Genomic DNA, 18,765 nt, shown 5'->3' on the forward strand with positions numbered 1-18,765 from the left:
TCAGTCGTCGCCGGTCACACGCAGGATCTCCTCCAACGTGGTCACCCCGCTGTCGACCCAGCGCTGCCCGTCCTGGCGCAGGCTGCGCATGCCGGCACGCCGCGCCGCCTCGCGCAGCGCGGGTTCGCCCTGCCCTTCATGGATCAACGCGCGCACGCGCTCATCCACCACGAACAGCTCATGGATGCCGGTGCGCCCACGGTAGCCGCTGTTCGCGCAGGCGGCGCAGCCTACCGCCCGCCACACGGTGCGGCCCTCTGTAGCGAGTTCGGCGCGCCGACACTGCAGGCACAGCCTGCGCACCAATCGCTGTGCCAGCACACCTCGCAACGACGAGGCCAGCAGGAACGGCTCCACGCCCATGTCGGCGAGGCGAGTCACCGCCGAGATCGCATCGTTGGTATGCAGCGATGCCAGCACGCCGTGACCGGTCAACGACGACTGCACCGCGATCTGCGCCGTTTCCAGGTCACGGATCTCACCGATCATGATGGTGTCCGGATCCTGGCGCAGGATCGCGCGCAATGCCGTGCCGAAGCTCATGCCGATGCGCGCGTTGACCTGGATCTGGCCGATGCCGGCGAAGTCGTACTCCACCGGGTCCTCCACGGTGAGGATGTTGCTGGTGCTGCTGTCGAGCTGCCCCAGTGCCGCATACAGCGAGGTGGTCTTGCCGCTACCGGTCGGCCCGGTCACCAGCACGATGCCATGCGGCTGGCGGATCAACCCCGTGAAGGTGGCCAGCGTATCGTCGGCCATGCCCAACCGCTGCAGCTGCAGTCGCCCTGCGTCTTTTTCCAGCAGGCGCAGCACCGCGCGCTCGCCATGTCCGGTCGGCACCGTGGACACACGGATGTCCAGCGGTCTGCCCCCCACGCGGATGGCGATGCGCCCGTCCTGCGGCAGGCGCTTCTCGGCGATATCCAGGTGGGCCATGATCTTGATGCGCGATACCAGCGCCGCATGCAGCGCACGCCGTGGCTGCACCATGTCACGCAGGGTGCCATCGACGCGGTAGCGCACCACCGAATGGGTTTCGAAGGGTTCGATGTGCAGGTCGCTGGCGCCATCGCGCGCGGCCTGCGCCAGCAGCGCGTTGATCATGCGGATCACCGGCGCATCGTCCTGCGCATCCAGCAGATCGGTCACCTCGGGCATGTCCTGCATCAGCCGGTCGAGATCGACTTCGCTTTCGGCCGCGCCGACCACCGCAGCAGCGTCGCCACCGTCACGATACTGCTCGCCCAGGCGCTGCTGCCAGGCTGCCCCTTCCAGTACCTGGAACGGCAGCGGCCCGTGCCGGCGGCGCAGCTCGGCCACCGCCCAGGCGGCGGTCTCGGTGGTCCCCAGCAGTACCGGCGCGCCCCCTGCTTCGGCCAGCATCACCCCGTGGCTTCGCACCCAGGCATACGGCAGCAGTGGCAACGGCACGGGCGTGCTCATGGGCCGATGACCAGTTCCGGGGTGTAGCCCAGCCCGCGCAGCTGCTGCAGCGCCGGGTCGAGCGTGGCCGGGTCGCGCGCCACCCGCACCCGCAGACGCTGTCCCGTTTCACCCGGCGTGGTCTCGGCATAGGCCTGCAGGCCAAGCGCGCGCACCTGTGCCACGGCCTGGGTCGCACGCGCCGCATCCAGCCCCTGCGCGAACTGCACCACCTGCACATTGCCCTCGTTGGCCGGATACAACGCCGCAAGGCTGCCGTTCTGCAACGGCTGGCCCTGTCCGTCCCGCGCATTGCCCTGGCCAAGCACGGACAGGTCCTGCGGCGGCAGCTGCGGTGCCGACAGTGCTGGCAGCGCCCAGCTCTGCACGGGCTGCGCAGCGGCCTGTGCATTGCGCATGTAGTCGTAGCGGTCGCGGGTCAAGCGTTGTCCGGCGGCCGGGTCGCGCACCACGTGCGGGCGCAGGAACACCATCAGATTGGTCTTGGCCCGCTTGCGCGTGTCGCTGCGGAACAGCGCGCCCAGCACAGGGATCTTCCCCAGCCCCGGCACGGCATCGCGGCCATGGCTGACGCTGTCTTCCAGCAGGCCGCCCAGCACCATGATCTGGCCGTCATCGAGCAGCACGCTGGTATCCAGCGCCCGCTTGTTGGTGATGATGCCGGCGCTGCCCGAGCTCTGCGCATCGATGCTGCTGACTTCCTGGTAGATGTCCAGCTTCACCGTGCCGCCCTCGGAAATCTGCGGGCGCACCCGCAGCTTCAGGCCCACGTCCTCGCGTTCGATGGTCTGGAACGGGTTGTTGCTGCCACCGCCACCGTCGGTCACATAGCGGCCACTGACGAAGGGCACGGTCTGCCCGACCATGATGCTGGCCGCCTCGTTGTCCAGCGTCATCAGGTTCGGCGTGGAGAGGATGTTGGCGCCGCCCTTGCTCTGCAGGGCGTTGGCCAGCGCTTTCATGTTGAGGATCTGGCCGACGCCCGGCAGGTTGATCGTGCCGTCGATCACGCCGATGTTCAGGCCGTCCTTCGGCAGTACATCCAGCGTGGTGCGCGCAGTGGTGCTGATGCCACTGCCACCGGTGGTGCCACCGAAGTGGGTGCCACCGAACGTGCGGCCATTGCCCAGCATCCATTGCACGCCCAGTTCAGCGGCATCGGTCTGGTTGACCTCCACGATCAGGCTCTCCACCAGCACCTGCGCCCGCCGCTGGTCGAGCTGGTCGATCACCCGTCGCAGGTTGCGGTACACCGGCTCCGGGGCGGAGATCAGCAGGGTATTGGTGGCGATGTCCGCCTGCACCGAGATGCCGTTCTGGCTGAAGCCGGTGCTGCCGGCATCGATCGGATCACGACGACCCGGGTCAAGCCGCGGCGATTCCAGCGCATTGCCCTTGCTCTTGCCCTGTGCGGGTTGCGCCGGCGTGCTGGCGTTGCGGTTGGTCTCGCCCGGCAGTGCGGTGATGCCGTCGCTGCTGCCCATCGCCGGCGCATCGCTCTGCCCTGCCACCACGCCACGCAGCACCCCCGCCAGCTGGGTGGCCTGCGCATTGCGCAGGTACACCACATGCAGGTTGCCGGACTCATCCTGGGCCTTGTCCAGCTTCTCCACCAGCTGCCGCGCCAGGCGCGTGCGGCCCGGGCTGCTGGAGCGCAGCAGCACGCTGTTGCTGCGCGGGTCGGCCATCACCACCACCTTCTGCGCCGGCTCCGCGCCCTGCGCATCCAGCAACGGTGCGACCATCGCCGCCACGTCCACGGCAATGCCCTGCTGCAGCTTGACCACGTCGGTGTCCATGCCGGCCGGCGTATCCACGCTGGCGATCACCCGCGCGATGCGCTCCAGGTTGTCGGCGTAGTCGGTGATGACCAGCGTGTTGTTGCCCGGGTTCGCGGTGATCGGATTGTCCGCGGTGATCATCGGCCGCAGCACCGCCACCAGCGCCGCTGCGCTTTCGTAGCGCAGGGCAAACGTGCGCGTGGTTATCTCGCCTCCCGCACCGCCGGCACCCACACGACCGCCCAGCAGCTTGGCGTCGGCCTGCGGCACCACCCGGCTGACGCCTCCACTTTCAACCACCGCAAACCCGCGCATGCGCAATGCACCCAGCAGCAGCTGGTAAGCCTGCACACGGCTGACCGGCCCATCGGAGACCACGGTCATCTTGCCGGTCACCCGTGGATCGACCAGGAACTGGCGGCCGGTGAAGCGTGCCGCCATGCGCAGCACCCCACCGATATCGGTGTCCACCAGGTTCAGCTGCACCGGTTCGCCACTGGCGTCCTGCGCCTGCACCGCCGCCGGAAGATGGGCCAGGCCCACCACCAGTGCCAGTACCGCGCTGCAGCCCAGGCTGCGCATCGCCTTCATGGATGGCCACCGCCATTGGCGGCCATCACGATGTTTCCGGAAATCCGTGCCGCCGGCATGTTCGCGTCCCCTGTGCGTTGCAGTTGCAGTTGCTGCAGTTCGATGGCCGGGTCGGCCAGCAAGGGCAGCAGCCAGTTCCAGAGCGCATCGGCGGGCACGCTCTGCACCCGCAGGTGCCAGCGCCCGTCACGCGGTTCGATATGCAGGCTGCCGGCCAGGCCCGCAGCGGTGATCTGTTGGCGCAGCCCGGCAAGCGTCGGCTGCTGGCCGTGTGCCTGCCGCTGTTGTTCACGGGCGCGCAGCAGCGGTGCAAGTGCCGCCGACTGCGCCTGCAGCCGTGGCAGTTCAGCCTGCCAATGGCTGCGCTGTTTCAGCAGCGGCTGCAGCCAGCCCAGCCACAGTGCGGCCGCCACTATCGCGGCAGCCATCAACAGCAGCATCGCGCGTTCGCGCGCCGCCAGCCGCTGCCAACGGTGCTGCAGTCCACGCAGGGAATCCGCTGGGCGCAACCCGGCTGCGGTCACGGCGCAGCCCCGCTGCTGATCCGCAACCGGCCACCGGCTTCGCGCGCAAGGTGCAGCCCCTGTGCCTGCGTCGCCTGCTGCCAGCGCTCCAGCCGCTGCGCGTCCTCGGCCAACGCCTGCGCGTCGGCATCCAGCTCCATCTCCAGCTGGCCCGGCTGATAGCGCAGGCTGCGAACCTGGCCCGCCAACTCAGGTATGGCCTGCAGCACGCTGGCAACCTGCAGCTGCACGGCAGGAAGTGCCCGTGGCGCTGCCGGCACCGCCAGCGCCCGCCGTGCCTGCAGCACCGGATCGACCACATCGTGGATCTCCGGGAAGTGCGTGCTGAAGCCCTGCGCCATGTCCTGCCGCAAGGCTTCAGCCTCGCCCTGCCAGTGCGATACCTGCAGTTGCAGCCCCAGCGCAGCCAGCACCGCCGCCGCCAACGCAAGACCGATGGCCAGCCGCGGCGCGCCTGCACCCATGGCCGGCAACGGCAGCGACCAGCCAGGCAGCGGACCGCTGGACTGCAGCGCCTGCGCCAGCACGCTGGCTGGCAGGCGCTCGGCCCAGGCAGGCGGCACGGCATCGATCCACTGCACCGCCTGCACCCCGGCCTGCTGCAAGCGCACGGCCAGCGAATGCATCACCGAGCCCAGGTCGCGCCCGCTGCACCACTGCACGAAGCCACGATCACGGCCGCAGCGAACCAGTACATGCTCGCCACACAGCTGCAAGGTGGCCTGCCCGACCGACCACGGCAGCAGCAAGGGCGTCGGATGCAGCGCGTGCAACTGCAGCCCACAGTCCTGCATCTGCTGCTGTAGGCGCGCGATCGCCTGCAGGCCAAGCCATGCCACCGCCACCATGCCATCAGCGGCCTGCGAGCCATGGCCCAGCGCTACCTCCTGCAGATCATCCAGCAGCATCGCTTCCACTTCGCCCTGCAGGGCCGCCTGCAGGCGGCGCCCGGACAGCGGCGGCAGCTGCAGCTCCAACAGGATCAGGTCCTGCGGGTCCAGGCTCGCATGCACCTTCACCTGTGGAAAGCGCTGGCCCAGCGTCGACAGGCGGTCACTGCCCGTTGCCAGCACACGCTCCTTGTGCAGCTGCGCCCATTCGACCGCGCTGTCCTTATCCAATCGTTCCAGCGCCGGCAGGCGCATTCTCAGTTGCGTGCTCATGCACCGATCCTTGTCCATACCCGTTGCACACGCACGCTGTCGTCGCGGTACTCGCGCCAGATCAATGCGCGGAAATCCACCGATGCGCCGTCGGCCTCTACCTGGCCGACCGCCAGGAACCATTCGCTATGGATACCCAGCGGCATCAACGCCATCTGTTCGTTGCTCAGCTGCAGCCGGTTGGCGATGTCTCCGCGATTGAGCAACCAGTGGCCACGATCGCGCTCGCCCAGCAGCGCCTGCAGGCGCCCGGCATCCACCCCGGGTGCAATCGCCTGCAGCACCGCGATATCACTTGTATTGGCGTTGACCAGGGTCTGCGCAGGCAGCACCACCGTGCGCCGTTCCAATGCCTGTACCGCCACCGGATCGGCGCCGGCCAGCACCTGTTCGATCAGCGACTCGCGCGGCAACGGCGCACGCGCCTGTCGCTCGCCATCGCGCAGGCGCGACTGGATCTGTGTTGCGGCGCTGGCACAGGCGGCGCGAGGCAGCCCCTGCCCGGCACACAGGGTGGTGAACGCACGCAGTGCCTCCGCTGCAGGTTGGCCGTCGGCCAGCAGCGTGCGCAGGTTGAACTTCGACTGCGCGTCCACCATCTGCAGATGCACCGGCAGTGGCACCTGCAGCTGCAGCGGGCGCGCCCAGCGTCCGCTGCCCACGGTAGTCAACTGCTCGCGCGCGTCGTCACGCAACTGCTGCGCCGCGCGCTCCAGGGTGGCGTCCACCGCCATGCGCACCTGCATGCGCAGCTGATCGCTGCGTACCGCACGCAGCTGCGCCGCCTGACGGGTCAGCAGCGCCGTGGCGATAACCGCCACCAGCGCCACCACCAGCATCGCCACGATCACCGCCATGCCCTGCTGGCGGGCACACGCACCTGGAATGTTCCGGCGTGCCATCGTCTGGCCTCACAGCTGCCAGGAGCCGATGTCCGCGTTGCCGGCTTCACCGCCGGGCTTGCTGTCGGCCCCCAGTGAGAACACGTCGATATCGCCGTGCGTGCCGGGGTTCTGGTACTGGTAGGGGTGCCCCCACGGGTCATCCGGCAGGCGGTCGAGATACGGCGTTACCGGCATCGCAGCACTGCCCTGCGGTGGCTTCACCAACGCCTGCAGTCCCTGCTCGGCACTGGGGTAGCGACCATTGTCCAGCCGATACAGCTTCATCGCCTGCATCAGCGCGGCGATGTCCTGGCGTGCCGCCACCACGCGGGCCTGGTCGGGGCGATCCATCAGGCGGGGCACGATCAGCGCAGCCAGAATGCCGATGATGACCACCACCACCATGATCTCGATCAGGCTGAAGCCCTGCTGCCGAGCCCTGCGACCACCCATCTGCGTTGCCATTGTTCCGCCCTCATCATCCTGGAAGAGACCGCTGCCCCATGGTCAGCGGCGCATGTGTCAGTACGATAAACATCCTGCGGAAATCCGCTGTTCCTGCAGCCGATCACCCACGCGACGTGCGTTCGCCATGCAGGCGGCATCCAGCAGCGACGAAGGAACACGCGCAAGCGTGTCGTCCACGCAGTGCTGCAACAGTGGCGTGGCGCACGCCTGCAGCAGGCGCATGCACTGCAGAGGCGACCAGGCCATGCCATGGTCGAAGCCGATGAACTGCCGATACACCTGGTGATAGCGAAGATCGTCGTGCAGGCGTTGCACGCTGGCGGGAGCGCGCAGTGCGACCAGCAGCACCGCACGCTGCACCATGCGCACCTCCCCGTACTCCTGCGCAAGACTGGCCATGGCCGATTCCGGCCACGGCTGCAGGCGCGCGTCCAACGCCTGCCGCAGCAGCATCAACGGATGGCCGCTGGCATCCAACGCTGACCACCTTGCGGCGTCGGCCCAGGCATTGCTGGACAGCATCCATACCCACGGCTGTCCGTAGCGCTGCACATTCACGGGTGCATGCCGTGCCTGCTCCAGCGACTGGCTCAGGTGGCGATCCAGCTCCAGCATGCTGATCCTGCGACTGTCGTTCATCGGCGTCGCCTGCGCTCCGCGACGCGGGAGCGTCGTACTCTGCAAAAGACGTCGGCAAGGCAGCCGAAGCGACAGCACGAATGCGATGTTGAGCAGTGCGTGGCAGCATCGCGGGAGTGTCACCGCAGCGTCATCCGCCTGCAGGCTTCCAGGTCCAGGCGCGGAGCATCTCCACCGCAGCGTCGGGCCAGCACGGTAACGTCGCTGCGCTGTGCGAATGCGGCCAGTGCGTGCATCGCATCCGGGTCATCCAACAGTGCCGACATCGAGGCCTGCAGCAACGGCAGCTGCCATCCCTCCATCTGCGCATCGCTGGCGGCCACGAACCAGTGCCACAACCGGTGGTAGCGCACGTGATCGTGAAGGGCCGCAAGACTCTCGATGCCATGCATGGCCATCAGCAGCAGCGCGCGCGCCAGTACAGCGGCAGGCAACGTTCCCGATTCCGAAAGCGGCAGCGCCTGCCGCTGCAACCGCAACAGCATCGCCAGCGGATGGTCCTGCGGCTCGAATTCCAGCAGCACCGCCTGCTGTCGCCACTGCGCGTCGGACACCACGCAGACCCACGGCGCGCCATACCGGTGCACCATCAGCGGCCGCCGCTGGGTGGTTTCCAGAAGCGCCGACAGATTGCGGCGCAGATCCAACACACCGATGGTCTCGTTGCGCATCCTTGGCCTCTCCATGCATGCAGCGGCCGTGCGCGTCGCGCGCAGCCAGGGTCTTACCCCAAGACGGCAATTCCACCGGGAAAGCGACGCAGGCCGAGAGACATCGTCTGCCCGAGCTGCTCCAGCGCAGCATCCGGATCATCGATGCGGAAGCGGCCGCTGACCGGGGCGCGCGCCAGTGCCGATTCGCCCAGCAGCACCTTGCCGCGCCGGTACCGGTTGATCTCGGCCACCACCTCACGCAGCGGCGCGCGGCGGAACACCAGCATGCCTTCGGTCCACGCGCTCACTTCGGCCGCCACCGCTTCGGCCACCACGCCGCTGAGGCGCTCGTCATACACCGTCTGCTGGCCGGCCTGCAGCTGCAGGCGACCCTGCGGATGCTCGATGCGAACGCTGCCGCGCAGGCAGGTCACACGCACCTGGCCGTCGGTGTTGCGCACATCCAGGCGTGCTGCGCCCTCGTCGGCAACAAGACAGCCCGGCCCGGCGAACAGTGCCAGGCGCGTCCCCGCTGCGGCGTCGATCGCCGCCTGTCCCTGCACCAGCTCGAAGCCCTCACCCTGCGCGTCGCTGCGCCGGCGCAGGCTGCTCTGCGTATCCAGTTCGATCTTCAGATGTGGCGTCGGCGCAATCATCAGCCGCTCGCCGGTACCGGTATGGAAATCGGCCGTCATCGCCGTCACCGAAGGCCACAGGCCCAACGGCGGGTGCAGCGCAGCCACCACGGCCAGGCTCGCAGGTGCCGCCACCGCCGCCCCCAGGAATGCGCGCCGGCTCCAGCGTTGCGCCGGGGTTGCCGCCTGCGGCTGGCGTGCGGCGGCAGGCAGCTGCTCGCCGGCCAGGCGTACCTGTTCCCATTGCCGCTTCGCGCGGGCAAAGGCCTGCCGATGGCCGGGATCGGCCTCGCACCATTGGCGGAATTTCCTGCCATCGGCCGCCGTGGCCTCGCCCGAGGTCAACCGCACCACCCACGCGTGGGCCTGGCGCTCCACGGCGTCGAGCGGGCGGTGCGGTTGATCGTCAGCGTCCATGAGGGCTCTTGCCGTCCCCGCACGCTGCGGGGTTCTGCTCGGCGTCAAAGTGTAGACGGATGCCGTGCCTCAGAACCGCACCTGCCGCCCCTGCCCACTGCGTTCGGCCAGGTAATCCTGTGCGGCTTTCAGCTCACGCTGCACCAGCCGCAGCGACACCCCCAGGTGCTCGGCCACATCGCGCTGCTGCAGGCCGTCCACGCGGATCGCCAGCAAGATCCGGCGGCGGCGCTCGGGCATCCGCTGCAGCAGGCCGACCATGTCTTCCAGCGCCATCTCCTGCTCGGCCGCCTGTGCCGGCCCCGGGCCGGGATCGGCCATGTCCATCAACGTATCCACTTCTTCCAGGCTCAGCAGGCGATGGTCGGCGCGCTGGCGGTCGATCACGGTGTTCATCGCCATGCGCAGCAGATACGCCGCGGGGTTCTGCACCGGGTCCAGGCGGTGTCGGCGCGTGCTCAGGCGCATCCAGGTGTCCTGCAGCGCGTCGCCGGCCAGCTCTTCCGAGCCCAGCTTGCGCACCAGCCGGCGCTTCAGTTCGTCGTAGGCGCCCAGCAGATGGTCCATCAGGTCTACCGCCCCAGCCGTGCTGTTGCTCATGTTCGATTCCTTGACGTCATGGTTGGGGCGGGCGCCGGCCACAGTCGTGGCCCGCGCTGGAAGGACGGATCTGCAGAGTCACCGGCTGGGGCAGCGCGGCAGCATCGGCGCCCAGCCGCAGGGCCTGCATCGCCTGCAGAAGGCGCGCATCGCGGCGTGTGCTGCCGCTACCGGCAAGCAGTTCGGGTTCCTGCACCTGGCCATCGTTGGCGATGCGGAAGCGCAGCGTCGCCGCATACGCACCCGGCGCCAGCTCAGGGTCGCCACAGAACGCGGCGCGCAGCCGTTGCTGCAGGTCGCCGAAGCGGCGACGCTGCCCGAGGTCGGCGGCCACATCGGTCGGGGAGGATCCGGTGCCCGCGTGTGCACCGCGGCGCAGCACCACGCGTTGCGCACCGATCAGCTCGGCCTCGACGCCCGTGTCCTGCAGCACCACCTGCAGCGCCTGCAGGGGCGGCAGGCTGGCCTGCAGTGGATGGCTGCTGCGGCCTGTACCGAGATCGCCGGGATACATCACCGACCACCCGCTGACGACACTGAAGCGCTCGACCGCCTGTTCCAGCGGTTGCGCGGGAATGTCATAGGAACGGATGTCGTCCTGTGCGGCAGCAGCGAAGGCGAACAGCAACCCGGCGGCGGCAGCCACCCTCCAACGTCTGATCGCATGCTGTCCATTCAGCCCCCTGACGTAGAACACATGACCCTCGGCAGCGACATCAGCTGCAGCGGCGGAGCGCGGCACGACCAGGTGGGTCGGCCTGCACACGGCCGGCAAGCGGGTCACACCGTAGCGGCGTCACGTGTCATTGCGATGACGGCGGCGCGCAGGGGACGCGCCGGGCCGGTTCAGACCGGCAGTTCAGTGGTCTGCTTGATCCGCTGCATGGGGATCTCGGTCTTGGTGTTCTGCACCCCGGCGATGCGGTTCAGGTGCTGGATCTGGAACTGCCGGTACGCATCCAGGTCGGCCACCGCCACCCGCAGCAGGAAGTCACAGTCGCCAGCCATCAGATGGCATTCAAGCACTTCCGGGAAGGACTTGATGCTGTTGATGAAGTGATTGGTGGTGTCTTCGTCCTGGCCGCGCAGCCAGACACGGACGAACACGGTGAAGCCCCGTCCGATCCTGGCCGCATTCAGCAGGGCCACGTAGCGATCGATGTAACCGCCCTCTTCCAGCAGGCGAACCCGGCGCAGGCAGGCCGACGGCGAGAGCCCCACCTGGCGGGACAGCTCCAGGTTCTGCAGGCGACCATCGCGCTGCAGGGCGTCCAGGATGCGACGATCCAGATTGTCGAGCTTGTACTGCATGGACTTCCACTCCTTGACCGGATCACCGCATAATATTGCACATTCCGGCAAATCAATGGCATCAACGCAACCCGATTTCGTGATCGGACCGTTAGCATGGGTCACCCCCACTCGTTGTTGATCCATGGACGCCCGAACCACCCTGCCCTTGCCTGATCCCGCCTGCGACACCGCACCACGCGCTGAATTCCTGCGCGGCCTGCGCGCCGCCGTACCGGTGATGATCGGCTTCGTTCCCTTTGCCCTGGTGCTCGGCGCCCAGGCCGCGCAGAAGGGCCTGTCGGCGCTGGAAGTGCCGCTGATGACCGGCCTCAACTTCGCTGGCGGGTCTGAATTCGCCGCGGTCGAGCTGTGGACCTCGCCGCCGCACATCGCGCTGATCGTGGCGATCACCGCGCTGGTCAACAGCCGCCACCTGTTGATGGGCGCCAGCCTGGCACCGTTGCTGCAGCACCTGCCGCGCCGTCGCGTGCTGCCGGCGCTGTTCTTCATGTGCGATGAAAGCTGGGCACTGGGCGTGGCCGATGCGCGCCGTCGCGCACTGGGCTTCAGCCTGGCCTATTACCTCGGCGTGTCAGCCGGCCTGTACACCGTGTGGGTGCTGTGCACCGCGCTGGGCGCGATCGTCGGCCCGCTGCTCGGCGATATCCATGCCTACGGCTTCGACATGGCCTTCCCCGCCGTGTTCCTCGTGCTGCTGCGTGGCATGTGGCAAGGCATGCGCGCCGCCCGGCCATGGCTGGTCAGCCTGGTGGTGGCAGCGGGCACCTACCTGCTGGTGCCCGGCGCCTGGTACGTGGCCAGCGGCGCGCTGGCCGGCCTCGCCGCCGCATGGCTGCTGGCGGAGGACGCGGCATGATCTTCAACGGCCTGATCCACTGGACCTCGGTGCTGACCATCATCCTGATGGCCGCCGCCACCTATCTCACCCGCATCATCGGTTTTCTGGCACTGCGCAACCGCACGTTGAGCAAGCGCGCGGTGACGGTGATGGAAGCCGCGCCGGGCTGCGTGCTGATCTCGGTGATCGCCCCGGACTTCGTGGCCGACAAGCCGGCCGATCTGGCCGCGCTGGCCATCACGCTGCTGGCTGCCACGCGGCTGTCGATGCTGCCGACGGTGCTGATCGGCGTGGTATCGGCGGGTGTGCTGCGGTATGTGATGGGGTGAGCAGGATTTCCTGTAAAGCCGAGCCCACATCCGGCTTTGCAGACCCATCAACACCCGGCCTGCGACAGCCGGTCGCAGCCCCCTCCCGGCACACGCTTGACCTATATCAATCCGCCCACCGCCACGGGCGCGTATCTCTATGCAGGAACCCAACACGCCGGCGTCACCGGCATCCAAAGGACCTGCGATGAGCTACACCCCCGACAACGCCCAGCTGCTCAATGCCATGCAGAACGTGATGGTGATCTCCACCACCGACCTGCAGGGCAACATCACCTATGCCAACGACCTGTTCTGCACGCTCACCGGGTTCGCGCGCGAGGAACTGATCGGCCAGCCGCACAGCATCGTCCGCCATCCGGACGTGCCCAAGGCCGTCTACAAGGACATGTGGGACACCATCAAGGCCGGCAAGACCTGGACCGGCATCGTGCCGAACCTGGGCAAGGGCGGCGTGCTCTACGTGGTCGACACCACCGTGCAGCCGCTGTTCGATGCCGAGGGCAACATCACCTCGTACATCAGCATCCGCCGCGTGGTGAACGACCTGATGCAGAACTACGACCTGGTCGAGTTCAGCAAGGAAAAGTTCGACGACTTCTACGAGGCTGCGTGAACGCCCTCCCCACACGCACGCCCATCAGCCGGCTGCTGGTGGGTTTCGCCTCCGAGTCGGGCAACGCCCGCGCCCTGGCCCAGCGCCTGGGCGCGGACCCGGACCTGCAGCCGCATGGGCCGCAGGTCCTGCCTTTTAACGACATCGATGTGGCCAGCCTCGGTCACGGCGATGTGCTGCTGGCCATCTCCAGTTCGTTCGGCGACGGCGAACCGCCGGCCAATGGCGAGCGCTTCTTCGAGTCGCTGCGCCAGGCGCCCGCTCTGCCCGGTCTGCGCTACGCGGTGTTCGGCCTGGGGGATACCGGCTACCCCAGCTTCTGCGGTTTCACCAAGGCGCTGGATGCAGCGCTGATCGAGCGTCAGGCACAGCCACTGCTGCACCGTGTCGACGCCGACCTCGGCTACGAGCAGTTCTTCCAGCAGTGGCGGCCGGTGCTGGGTCAGGTACTGGAGGGTGATGCGGCCGCAGGCCAGGATCTGCGCCTGCAGGTGACGGCCTACGGCGAAGACAATGCCTTCAACGCCCGCATCGTCGAACGGCGACGCCTGAGCCATGGTGGCCCTGCGGCCTGGCACCTGCAGCTGGACATCGCCGGCAGCGGCATGGTCTACCGGGCCGGCGACACCCTGCATCTGGTTCCGGAAAACGATCCGGCATTGCTGCAGGCACTGGCCAACTGGTATGGCGATTCCAGCGCCGTCGACGCCCTGCGCGATCGCGAGCTGCGCCTTCTCAGCAAGGGCGTGCTGCGCGAGCTGGCAAAGCTGGGCGGCAGCGAAGAACTGAAGGGCCTGCTGAAGATCAACCAGAAGCGCGAACTGGATGCCTACCTGCATGGCCTGGACCTGCTGGACGTGCTGCAGGATCACGCCACCCCAGACAGCGTGCCGCTGGCCCGCCTGCGCGACATCCTGTCACCACGCCTGCCCCGTGCCTATTCCATCGCCTCGCATCCGCACGACGATCAGCTGAGCCTGTGCGTGCGCGAAGTGCGCTACACCCTGCGTGGCCGCGAACGATTCGGCACTGCCACCGGCAGCCTGCTGCACGGCGGCGACACCGCCCGCGTGTACTGCCGCTCCAATCCGGGTTTCCACCTGCCCGACAGCGGCAACGCGCCCCTGCTGCTGGTCGGCACCGGTACCGGCATCGCGCCGCTGATGGGCCTGATGCAGGAACTGCAGGCTACCGGCGATGCACGCGAGGTCCATCTGGTGTTCGGCGAGAAGCACCGCGAGCACGACTTCCTGTACCGCGAGCAACTGCAGGACTGGCAGGCGCGTGGCGTGCTGGCTGGCCTGCACACCGCGTTCTCGCGCGATGCGGCGCAGAAGGTCTATGTGCAGCATGTGCTGCAGCAGCAGGCCGCGCAGATGCAGGATGTGCTGGCCCGTGGCGGCCACATCTACCTGTGTGGCAACAAGAGTCACCTGGAAGGCGCGGTGCGTGAAGCCATCGACGCGATCGGCGGTGAAGGCCATTGGGACGCCTTGCGCGGCGAGGGCCGCACCCACTGCGAGCTGTATTGAGGGGAGCCTCGCCCAATGGTAGAGCCGGCCGCTGGCCGGCTGCTCCGGATTCCGTGGTTGCCGGCCAGCGGCCGGCACTACCACCGCTCCGGCGCATGAGTATGCAACGCGCCAGGCTCTGCCGGGCATGGCCCGGCACTACCATCACAGGTCAATCGCCGACGATGCGCCCGTCCACTACCCGCGCCACCTGCTGGCCGAACACCGCCACATCCTGCGGATCGTGGCTGATCAGCAGCAGCGGAATACCGGTTTCATCCAGCACGGTTTCCAGCTCCTGACGCAGGTGCTGGCGCAGGTCGTGATCGAGCGCTGCGAACGGTTCGTCCAGCAACAAGGCCTGCGGGCGGGTCACCAGTGCTCTTGCCAACGCCGTACGCTGGCGCTGGCCACCGGATACCTGTGACGGGAGCAGATCGGCCACATGCTCGATACGGAACGCCTGCAACCACTGCTCCACTGCATCGAAACGAGTGCTGTGCTGCGGATTCAACCAGCCTCGCTGCAGCCCGAACGCCACGTTCTGACGCACGCTCAGATGCGGGAACAGCGCGTAATCCTGGAACACATATCCCAGGCGACGACGCTGCGGTGGCAGATCAATCCCAGCACCTGCATCGAACAGCGCCTGCCCGTGCAGGCGCACATGTCCATGCTCCGGGCGCAACAGGCCGGCCACCGCTTTCAGCGTCAGGCTCTTGCCGGCACCCGAGGGCCCGAACAGCACCACCTGCCGCTGCGTGCACTGCAGTGCCACGTCCAGTTCAAAGGTCTGGCCGGACGCCTGCAATCGTCGCTGCACCTGCAGGTCAAGCCACATCGCGCAGCTCCCGGCGGCGCCCGCCCACCAGCCGTGCGGCCAGCAGCAGGATCACGATGCATACCACCGACGTCAGGATCACCAGCGCATTGGCCTTGCCATCCTGCCCCGCCTGCACCGCTTCATAGATGGCGATTGACAAGGTCTGCGTACGGCCGGGAATGCTGCCGGCCACCATCAGCGTGGCGCCGAACTCACCCATCGCCCGTGCGAATGCCAGCAGCAGACCAGCCAGAATCCCGCGCCAGGCCAGCGGCAGGGTGACGCGGAAGAACACCGCCGCTTCGGATACGCCCAGCGTGCGTGCGGCCTGCTCCAACTGGCCATCCACTTCCTCGAATGCAGCGCGTGCCGGTTTGAACACCAGCGGAAACGACGCTACCGCCGCGGCAATCACCGCTGCCTGCCAGGTAAAGACCAGGTTGATGCCGAACCACGACTGCAGCCAGGCACCGATCGGGCCATTGCGCCCGATCAGCACCAGCAGGTAGTAGCCCAGCACCGTCGGTGGCAACACCATCGGCAGGGTCAGTATCGAATCCAGCAGTTCCCGGCCGGGAAAGCGCCGTCGCGCCAGCAGCGCGCCAAGTGCCACGCCCGCTACGAGATTGATCGCGGTGGCCCAGCCAGCCACCTTCAACGACAACCCCAGTGCGCTCCAGTCCAGGTCCATCCGTCAGGGCTTGCCGAACCCGTGCTTCTGCAGGATCGCCTGGCCCTGCGCCGAACGCACGAACGCCGCGAAGCGCCTGGCTTCCACCGGCTGCGTGCTGGCCTGCACCACCGCGAGCGGATAGGCGATGCGTCCGGCAACCGGAACGTCGAACGCGCGCCGCACGCGATCCGGCATCGCCTGCGCGTCGGTAGCGTAGACAAAGCCCGCATCCACCTCGCCCCGTGCCACGTAATCCAGCGACTGCCGCACGTTCTGCGTACTGATCACCTTGCCCTGCACGGCCGGCCACAGCTTTGCGGCCTGCAGCGCACCCTGCGCGTAGCGGCCCACCGGCACGCTGTCCGGGTTGCCTAGTGCAATGCGCTGCACGCCGGCACCCGCCAGATCGGCCAGTGCGCGCGGCGGCGCCTTCGCTTGCGGCGGCACCACCACCCACAGCGCGTTCACTGCGAAGACCGCACGCGTACCCGCTGCCAGCAGCTTCTGCTGCGCCGCCTGGTCCATCGTTGTTTCATCGGCCGAGGCGAATACATCCACCGGCGCGCCCCGTGCGATCTGCTGCAGCAGTACGCCGGACGCAGCAAAATTGAAGTCGACCTTGCTGCCCGGGTTCGCCTTCTCATAGGCGACGCCCAGCTCGCGGAAGCTCTCGGTCAGGCTGGATGCCGCCGACACGGTCAGGTTGCCGGCCCACGCAGGCAGCGTGACCAGCAGACCCAGAAACACCATTGCGCATCGCTTCATCGTCGCCTCCCAGGCCAGGTTCAATCGGGGTCGTTCTCATCTGCAACGGCCAGCGCCGCCAGCCGTTCGGGTTGCAACAGCAGGATCTCGCGCTGCTTCACCGCAATCACGCCGTCATCGCTCAACCGCCGCAGCACCCGACTGGCCGTCTCCGGCGCCATCCGCAGATAGTTGGCGATCTCGGTGCGGGCCATGGTCAGGTTGAAGCGGGTCGCAGAAAAACCACGCCGTGCATAACGGGCCGACATATCCAGAAGGAACGCGGCCATCCGCTCTTCGGTGCGGTGGTTGGCCGCCAGCGTGGCAACCTTGCCGATCTCCGCACTGAGCAGGCTGAACAGCTTTGCCTGCAGCCCCGGCATGCGGGTGGCCAGCAGGCTCAACTTGGGGAACGAGATACGGCACAGGTGCACCGTATCCAGAGCCACCGCATTGCAGGGGAAGCGCGAGCCATGAATCGCGTTGAGCCCGATCACCTCGCCCGGCAGCGCAAAGCCCAGCACCTGTTCGTTGCCCTGGCTGTCATCGACGAAGGTCTTGACCATGCCTGCGCGCACCGCCGCGATGGAATCGAAAGCCTCTCCCGCGCGGAAAATGTAGTCGCCCGCATGGAACGGCCCTACGTGGTCAACCAGCACATGCAGTTCGCCCAGCGCCGTCTTGTCATAGCCCTGCGACATGCACGCATCGGAGAAGGCACAGGTGCTGCAGAAATGCAGCGCATCGCCATCATCGGCGGCGGCGGGATTCGGCGTGGTGCGGCCGGGTCTGGCCTGGGAAGGCGGAGTGGAAGACATCGGGACAGCACTCAAGCGATGGCGGCCGCCGGCCGGAAGCATGCGGCCATCATACGCCACAGCAACCGCCCTTCCTCGGCCAGGCGAAGCACGCGGCCGTCCCAGCGCGCCCAGCCACGCGCGAGCAGCGGTGCGAGTGCGGGCAGGGTCTCGGCGAAGCATTCATCGAACGGAACATCATTGCGCCACTCGAAGGCGGCAGCATCCAGCGCATGGTCGCAGGCGATGCTCTGCGCGACCTCGGCGGCCAGACGTTCCTGCTCGGACAGGATCAGGCCCGCGGCCACGCCCACATGCCCCGCCTGCAGGCGGGCCTGCCAGCACTCCAGGTCATCCTCCGTCCGGTAGAACACCTCACCGACTTGGCTGCACGCCGCCAAGCCGATGCCGATGAAATCGCTGCGATCGCGGCGCGGTATGCCGGCCAGATCGCAATGACGCTGACCGTCGCCCGGGCCGTTCGGATCCGGCAGGTCGCCGCGCTGATGATGGTCGCCACCGATACCCACATAGCCCGCCTCGCGCAGCAATCGCCACGCCTGCAACCAGCGTTCCGATGAGGGATGCTCAGGCAGCGCGCATGGCGCCGGCAGCAGCACGCGCTCGGGCGCATCTGCCAGCACGGCCTGCAATCGCCCGATGAACCCAGCATCCTCCGCCGCAGGTACACGCAACTGGTAGTAGCGCGCGGTAAAGCCCGCGTCGCGCGCCTGCGCCAGCACTGCCGGGCCCGGTGCATCGGCGCGATCGATCACGTTCAGCCGTGTGCAGCCCACCGCGCGCAGTTGTGCCGGCGCCACGGCGCTGCCGGCATCCAGCCGTACCTCCACCTGCGGCCGGGCCACGGTGCGCAGGTGCCGCGGCACTGCATCCAGCAACTGCCCCAGCAGCGCTGGCGGCAGTGCTTCGGCAAGGCCCAGCTGCAGCACCATCGCCACCACCTCACGGTCCTCGGCCAGAGCATCTGCCTGCAACTGCAACGCGGCCAGCAACGTGTCCAGATAGCGTTCGGCCGGCACGTCGCGGCCCATGCGGCCGGTCTGGAAACCCAGCGTCAGCCCACGCGGAATCAGGTGCTCGTTGCTGGCGCGCATGGCGGCACGCCAGCCGCTTTCACCGAAGCCGGCACTGAACTGGTCGGGCGGCGGAAACAGCACGTGGCGGGGTTGCCGCAGCAATGCCGCCTGCAGCGCCGTGTCCTCGCTCGCATCAACATGGAAGCTCATGACGGTCATCCTCGCGCGTTCCTCTTCGCACAGCCCTGATTGAAATCAAGCGTGGCGCATTGCGTTGCTGGTGCC

Annotated in this window: 21 protein-coding genes; 4 read left to right on the top strand and 17 right to left on the bottom strand. The window is 67.8% G+C overall.

Features of this window, described 5'->3' with window-relative positions:
- The 12 genes from gspE to AC13GI_RS03965 all read right to left on the bottom strand — a co-directional run bounded on the left by gspE (position 1) and on the right by AC13GI_RS03965 (position 11,109).
- Complete coding sequence (gene gspE, locus AC13GI_RS03910) at positions 1–1,443, bottom strand: type II secretion system ATPase GspE (RefSeq protein WP_380653331.1); 1,443 nt, start codon at positions 1,441–1,443, stop codon at positions 1–3.
- Complete coding sequence (gspD, locus tag AC13GI_RS03915; RefSeq protein ID WP_482995562.1) at positions 1,440–3,815, bottom strand: type II secretion system secretin GspD; 2,376 nt, start codon at positions 3,813–3,815, stop codon at positions 1,440–1,442. The genes gspE and gspD overlap by 4 nt, the downstream gene beginning before the upstream one ends.
- Positions 3,812–4,339, bottom strand: coding sequence for a type II secretion system protein GspM (gene gspM, locus AC13GI_RS03920; RefSeq protein ID WP_482995563.1), 528 nt, complete (start codon positions 4,337–4,339; stop codon positions 3,812–3,814). The genes gspD and gspM overlap by 4 nt, the downstream gene beginning before the upstream one ends.
- Positions 4,336–5,502, bottom strand: a complete 1,167-nt coding sequence (gene gspL, locus AC13GI_RS03925; protein ID WP_482995564.1) for a type II secretion system protein GspL — start codon at positions 5,500–5,502, stop codon at positions 4,336–4,338. The genes gspM and gspL overlap by 4 nt, the downstream gene beginning before the upstream one ends.
- Positions 5,499–6,359, bottom strand: a complete 861-nt coding sequence (gene gspK / locus AC13GI_RS03930) for a type II secretion system minor pseudopilin GspK (protein WP_482995610.1) — start codon at positions 6,357–6,359, stop codon at positions 5,499–5,501. The genes gspL and gspK overlap by 4 nt, the downstream gene beginning before the upstream one ends.
- Before the next feature lie 54 nt (positions 6,360–6,413).
- A complete protein-coding gene (gene gspG / locus AC13GI_RS03935; protein ID WP_089235831.1) occupies positions 6,414–6,851 on the bottom strand; it encodes a type II secretion system major pseudopilin GspG in 438 nt (145 codons plus the stop codon).
- Positions 6,852–6,908: 57 nt separating this feature from the next.
- The gene (locus tag AC13GI_RS03940; RefSeq protein ID WP_482995565.1) at positions 6,909–7,493 is read right to left on the bottom strand and encodes a hypothetical protein; all 585 of its coding nucleotides are present in this window, start codon (positions 7,491–7,493) and stop codon (positions 6,909–6,911) included.
- A 119-nt stretch (positions 7,494–7,612) separates the two neighbouring features.
- A complete protein-coding gene (locus tag AC13GI_RS03945; protein ID WP_482995566.1) occupies positions 7,613–8,164 on the bottom strand; it encodes a hypothetical protein in 552 nt (183 codons plus the stop codon).
- Positions 8,165–8,217: 53 nt separating this feature from the next.
- Complete coding sequence (locus AC13GI_RS03950) at positions 8,218–9,198, bottom strand: FecR family protein (RefSeq protein WP_099818654.1); 981 nt, start codon at positions 9,196–9,198, stop codon at positions 8,218–8,220.
- Positions 9,199–9,267: 69 nt separating this feature from the next.
- Positions 9,268–9,798, bottom strand: coding sequence for an RNA polymerase sigma factor (locus AC13GI_RS03955; protein ID WP_089237960.1), 531 nt, complete (start codon positions 9,796–9,798; stop codon positions 9,268–9,270).
- Positions 9,799–9,814: 16 nt separating this feature from the next.
- Entirely contained in the window at positions 9,815–10,495 is a 681-nt protein-coding gene (locus tag AC13GI_RS03960; protein ID WP_482995611.1) for an STN domain-containing protein, read from the bottom strand.
- A gap of 149 nt (positions 10,496–10,644) precedes the next feature.
- The gene (locus AC13GI_RS03965; RefSeq protein WP_482995567.1) at positions 10,645–11,109 is read right to left on the bottom strand and encodes an Lrp/AsnC family transcriptional regulator; all 465 of its coding nucleotides are present in this window, start codon (positions 11,107–11,109) and stop codon (positions 10,645–10,647) included.
- Between the two features lie 124 nt (positions 11,110–11,233).
- Here AC13GI_RS03965 and AC13GI_RS03970 point away from each other — a divergent pair, with 124 nt between their 5' ends.
- From AC13GI_RS03970 to AC13GI_RS03985, 4 genes are all read left to right on the top strand, one after another.
- Positions 11,234–11,968, top strand: a complete 735-nt coding sequence (locus AC13GI_RS03970) for an AzlC family ABC transporter permease (protein ID WP_482995568.1) — start codon at positions 11,234–11,236, stop codon at positions 11,966–11,968.
- Positions 11,965–12,279 carry an AzlD family protein gene (locus AC13GI_RS03975; RefSeq protein WP_033831264.1) on the top strand — a complete coding sequence of 105 codons (315 nt, stop codon included), beginning with the start codon at positions 11,965–11,967 and terminating at the stop codon, positions 12,277–12,279. Before AC13GI_RS03970 ends, AC13GI_RS03975 begins: the two co-directional genes overlap by 4 nt.
- A gap of 187 nt (positions 12,280–12,466) precedes the next feature.
- Positions 12,467–12,895, top strand: coding sequence for a PAS domain-containing protein (locus AC13GI_RS03980; RefSeq protein WP_032128130.1), 429 nt, complete (start codon positions 12,467–12,469; stop codon positions 12,893–12,895).
- The gene (locus AC13GI_RS03985) at positions 12,892–14,427 is read left to right on the top strand and encodes a diflavin oxidoreductase (protein WP_482995569.1); all 1,536 of its coding nucleotides are present in this window, start codon (positions 12,892–12,894) and stop codon (positions 14,425–14,427) included. The genes AC13GI_RS03980 and AC13GI_RS03985 overlap by 4 nt, the downstream gene beginning before the upstream one ends.
- 151 nt (positions 14,428–14,578) lie before the next feature.
- On the opposite strand, the gene AC13GI_RS03990 is transcribed toward AC13GI_RS03985, so the two are convergent.
- Genes AC13GI_RS03990 through AC13GI_RS04010 form a run of 5 tightly spaced genes read right to left on the bottom strand, consistent with a single transcriptional unit; the run spans position 14,579 to position 18,690 of the window.
- Entirely contained in the window at positions 14,579–15,247 is a 669-nt protein-coding gene (locus tag AC13GI_RS03990; RefSeq protein WP_482995570.1) for an ATP-binding cassette domain-containing protein, read from the bottom strand.
- Positions 15,237–15,920, bottom strand: coding sequence for a molybdate ABC transporter permease subunit (modB, locus tag AC13GI_RS03995; protein WP_208083345.1), 684 nt, complete (start codon positions 15,918–15,920; stop codon positions 15,237–15,239). The genes AC13GI_RS03990 and modB overlap by 11 nt, the downstream gene beginning before the upstream one ends.
- Positions 15,921–15,923: 3 nt before the next feature.
- Positions 15,924–16,652: a molybdate ABC transporter substrate-binding protein gene (gene modA, locus AC13GI_RS04000; protein ID WP_482995571.1), complete on the bottom strand. Its 729-nt coding sequence runs from the start codon at positions 16,650–16,652 to the stop codon at positions 15,924–15,926.
- A gap of 35 nt (positions 16,653–16,687) precedes the next feature.
- Positions 16,688–17,464, bottom strand: a complete 777-nt coding sequence (locus AC13GI_RS04005) for a helix-turn-helix domain-containing protein (RefSeq protein ID WP_482995572.1) — start codon at positions 17,462–17,464, stop codon at positions 16,688–16,690.
- An 11-nt stretch (positions 17,465–17,475) separates the two neighbouring features.
- A complete protein-coding gene (locus AC13GI_RS04010) occupies positions 17,476–18,690 on the bottom strand; it encodes a coproporphyrinogen III oxidase (protein WP_482995573.1) in 1,215 nt (404 codons plus the stop codon).
- Positions 18,691–18,765: the final 75 nt, after the last annotated feature.

It is taken from the genome of Stenotrophomonas sp. 82F1 (assembly GCF_056861525.1).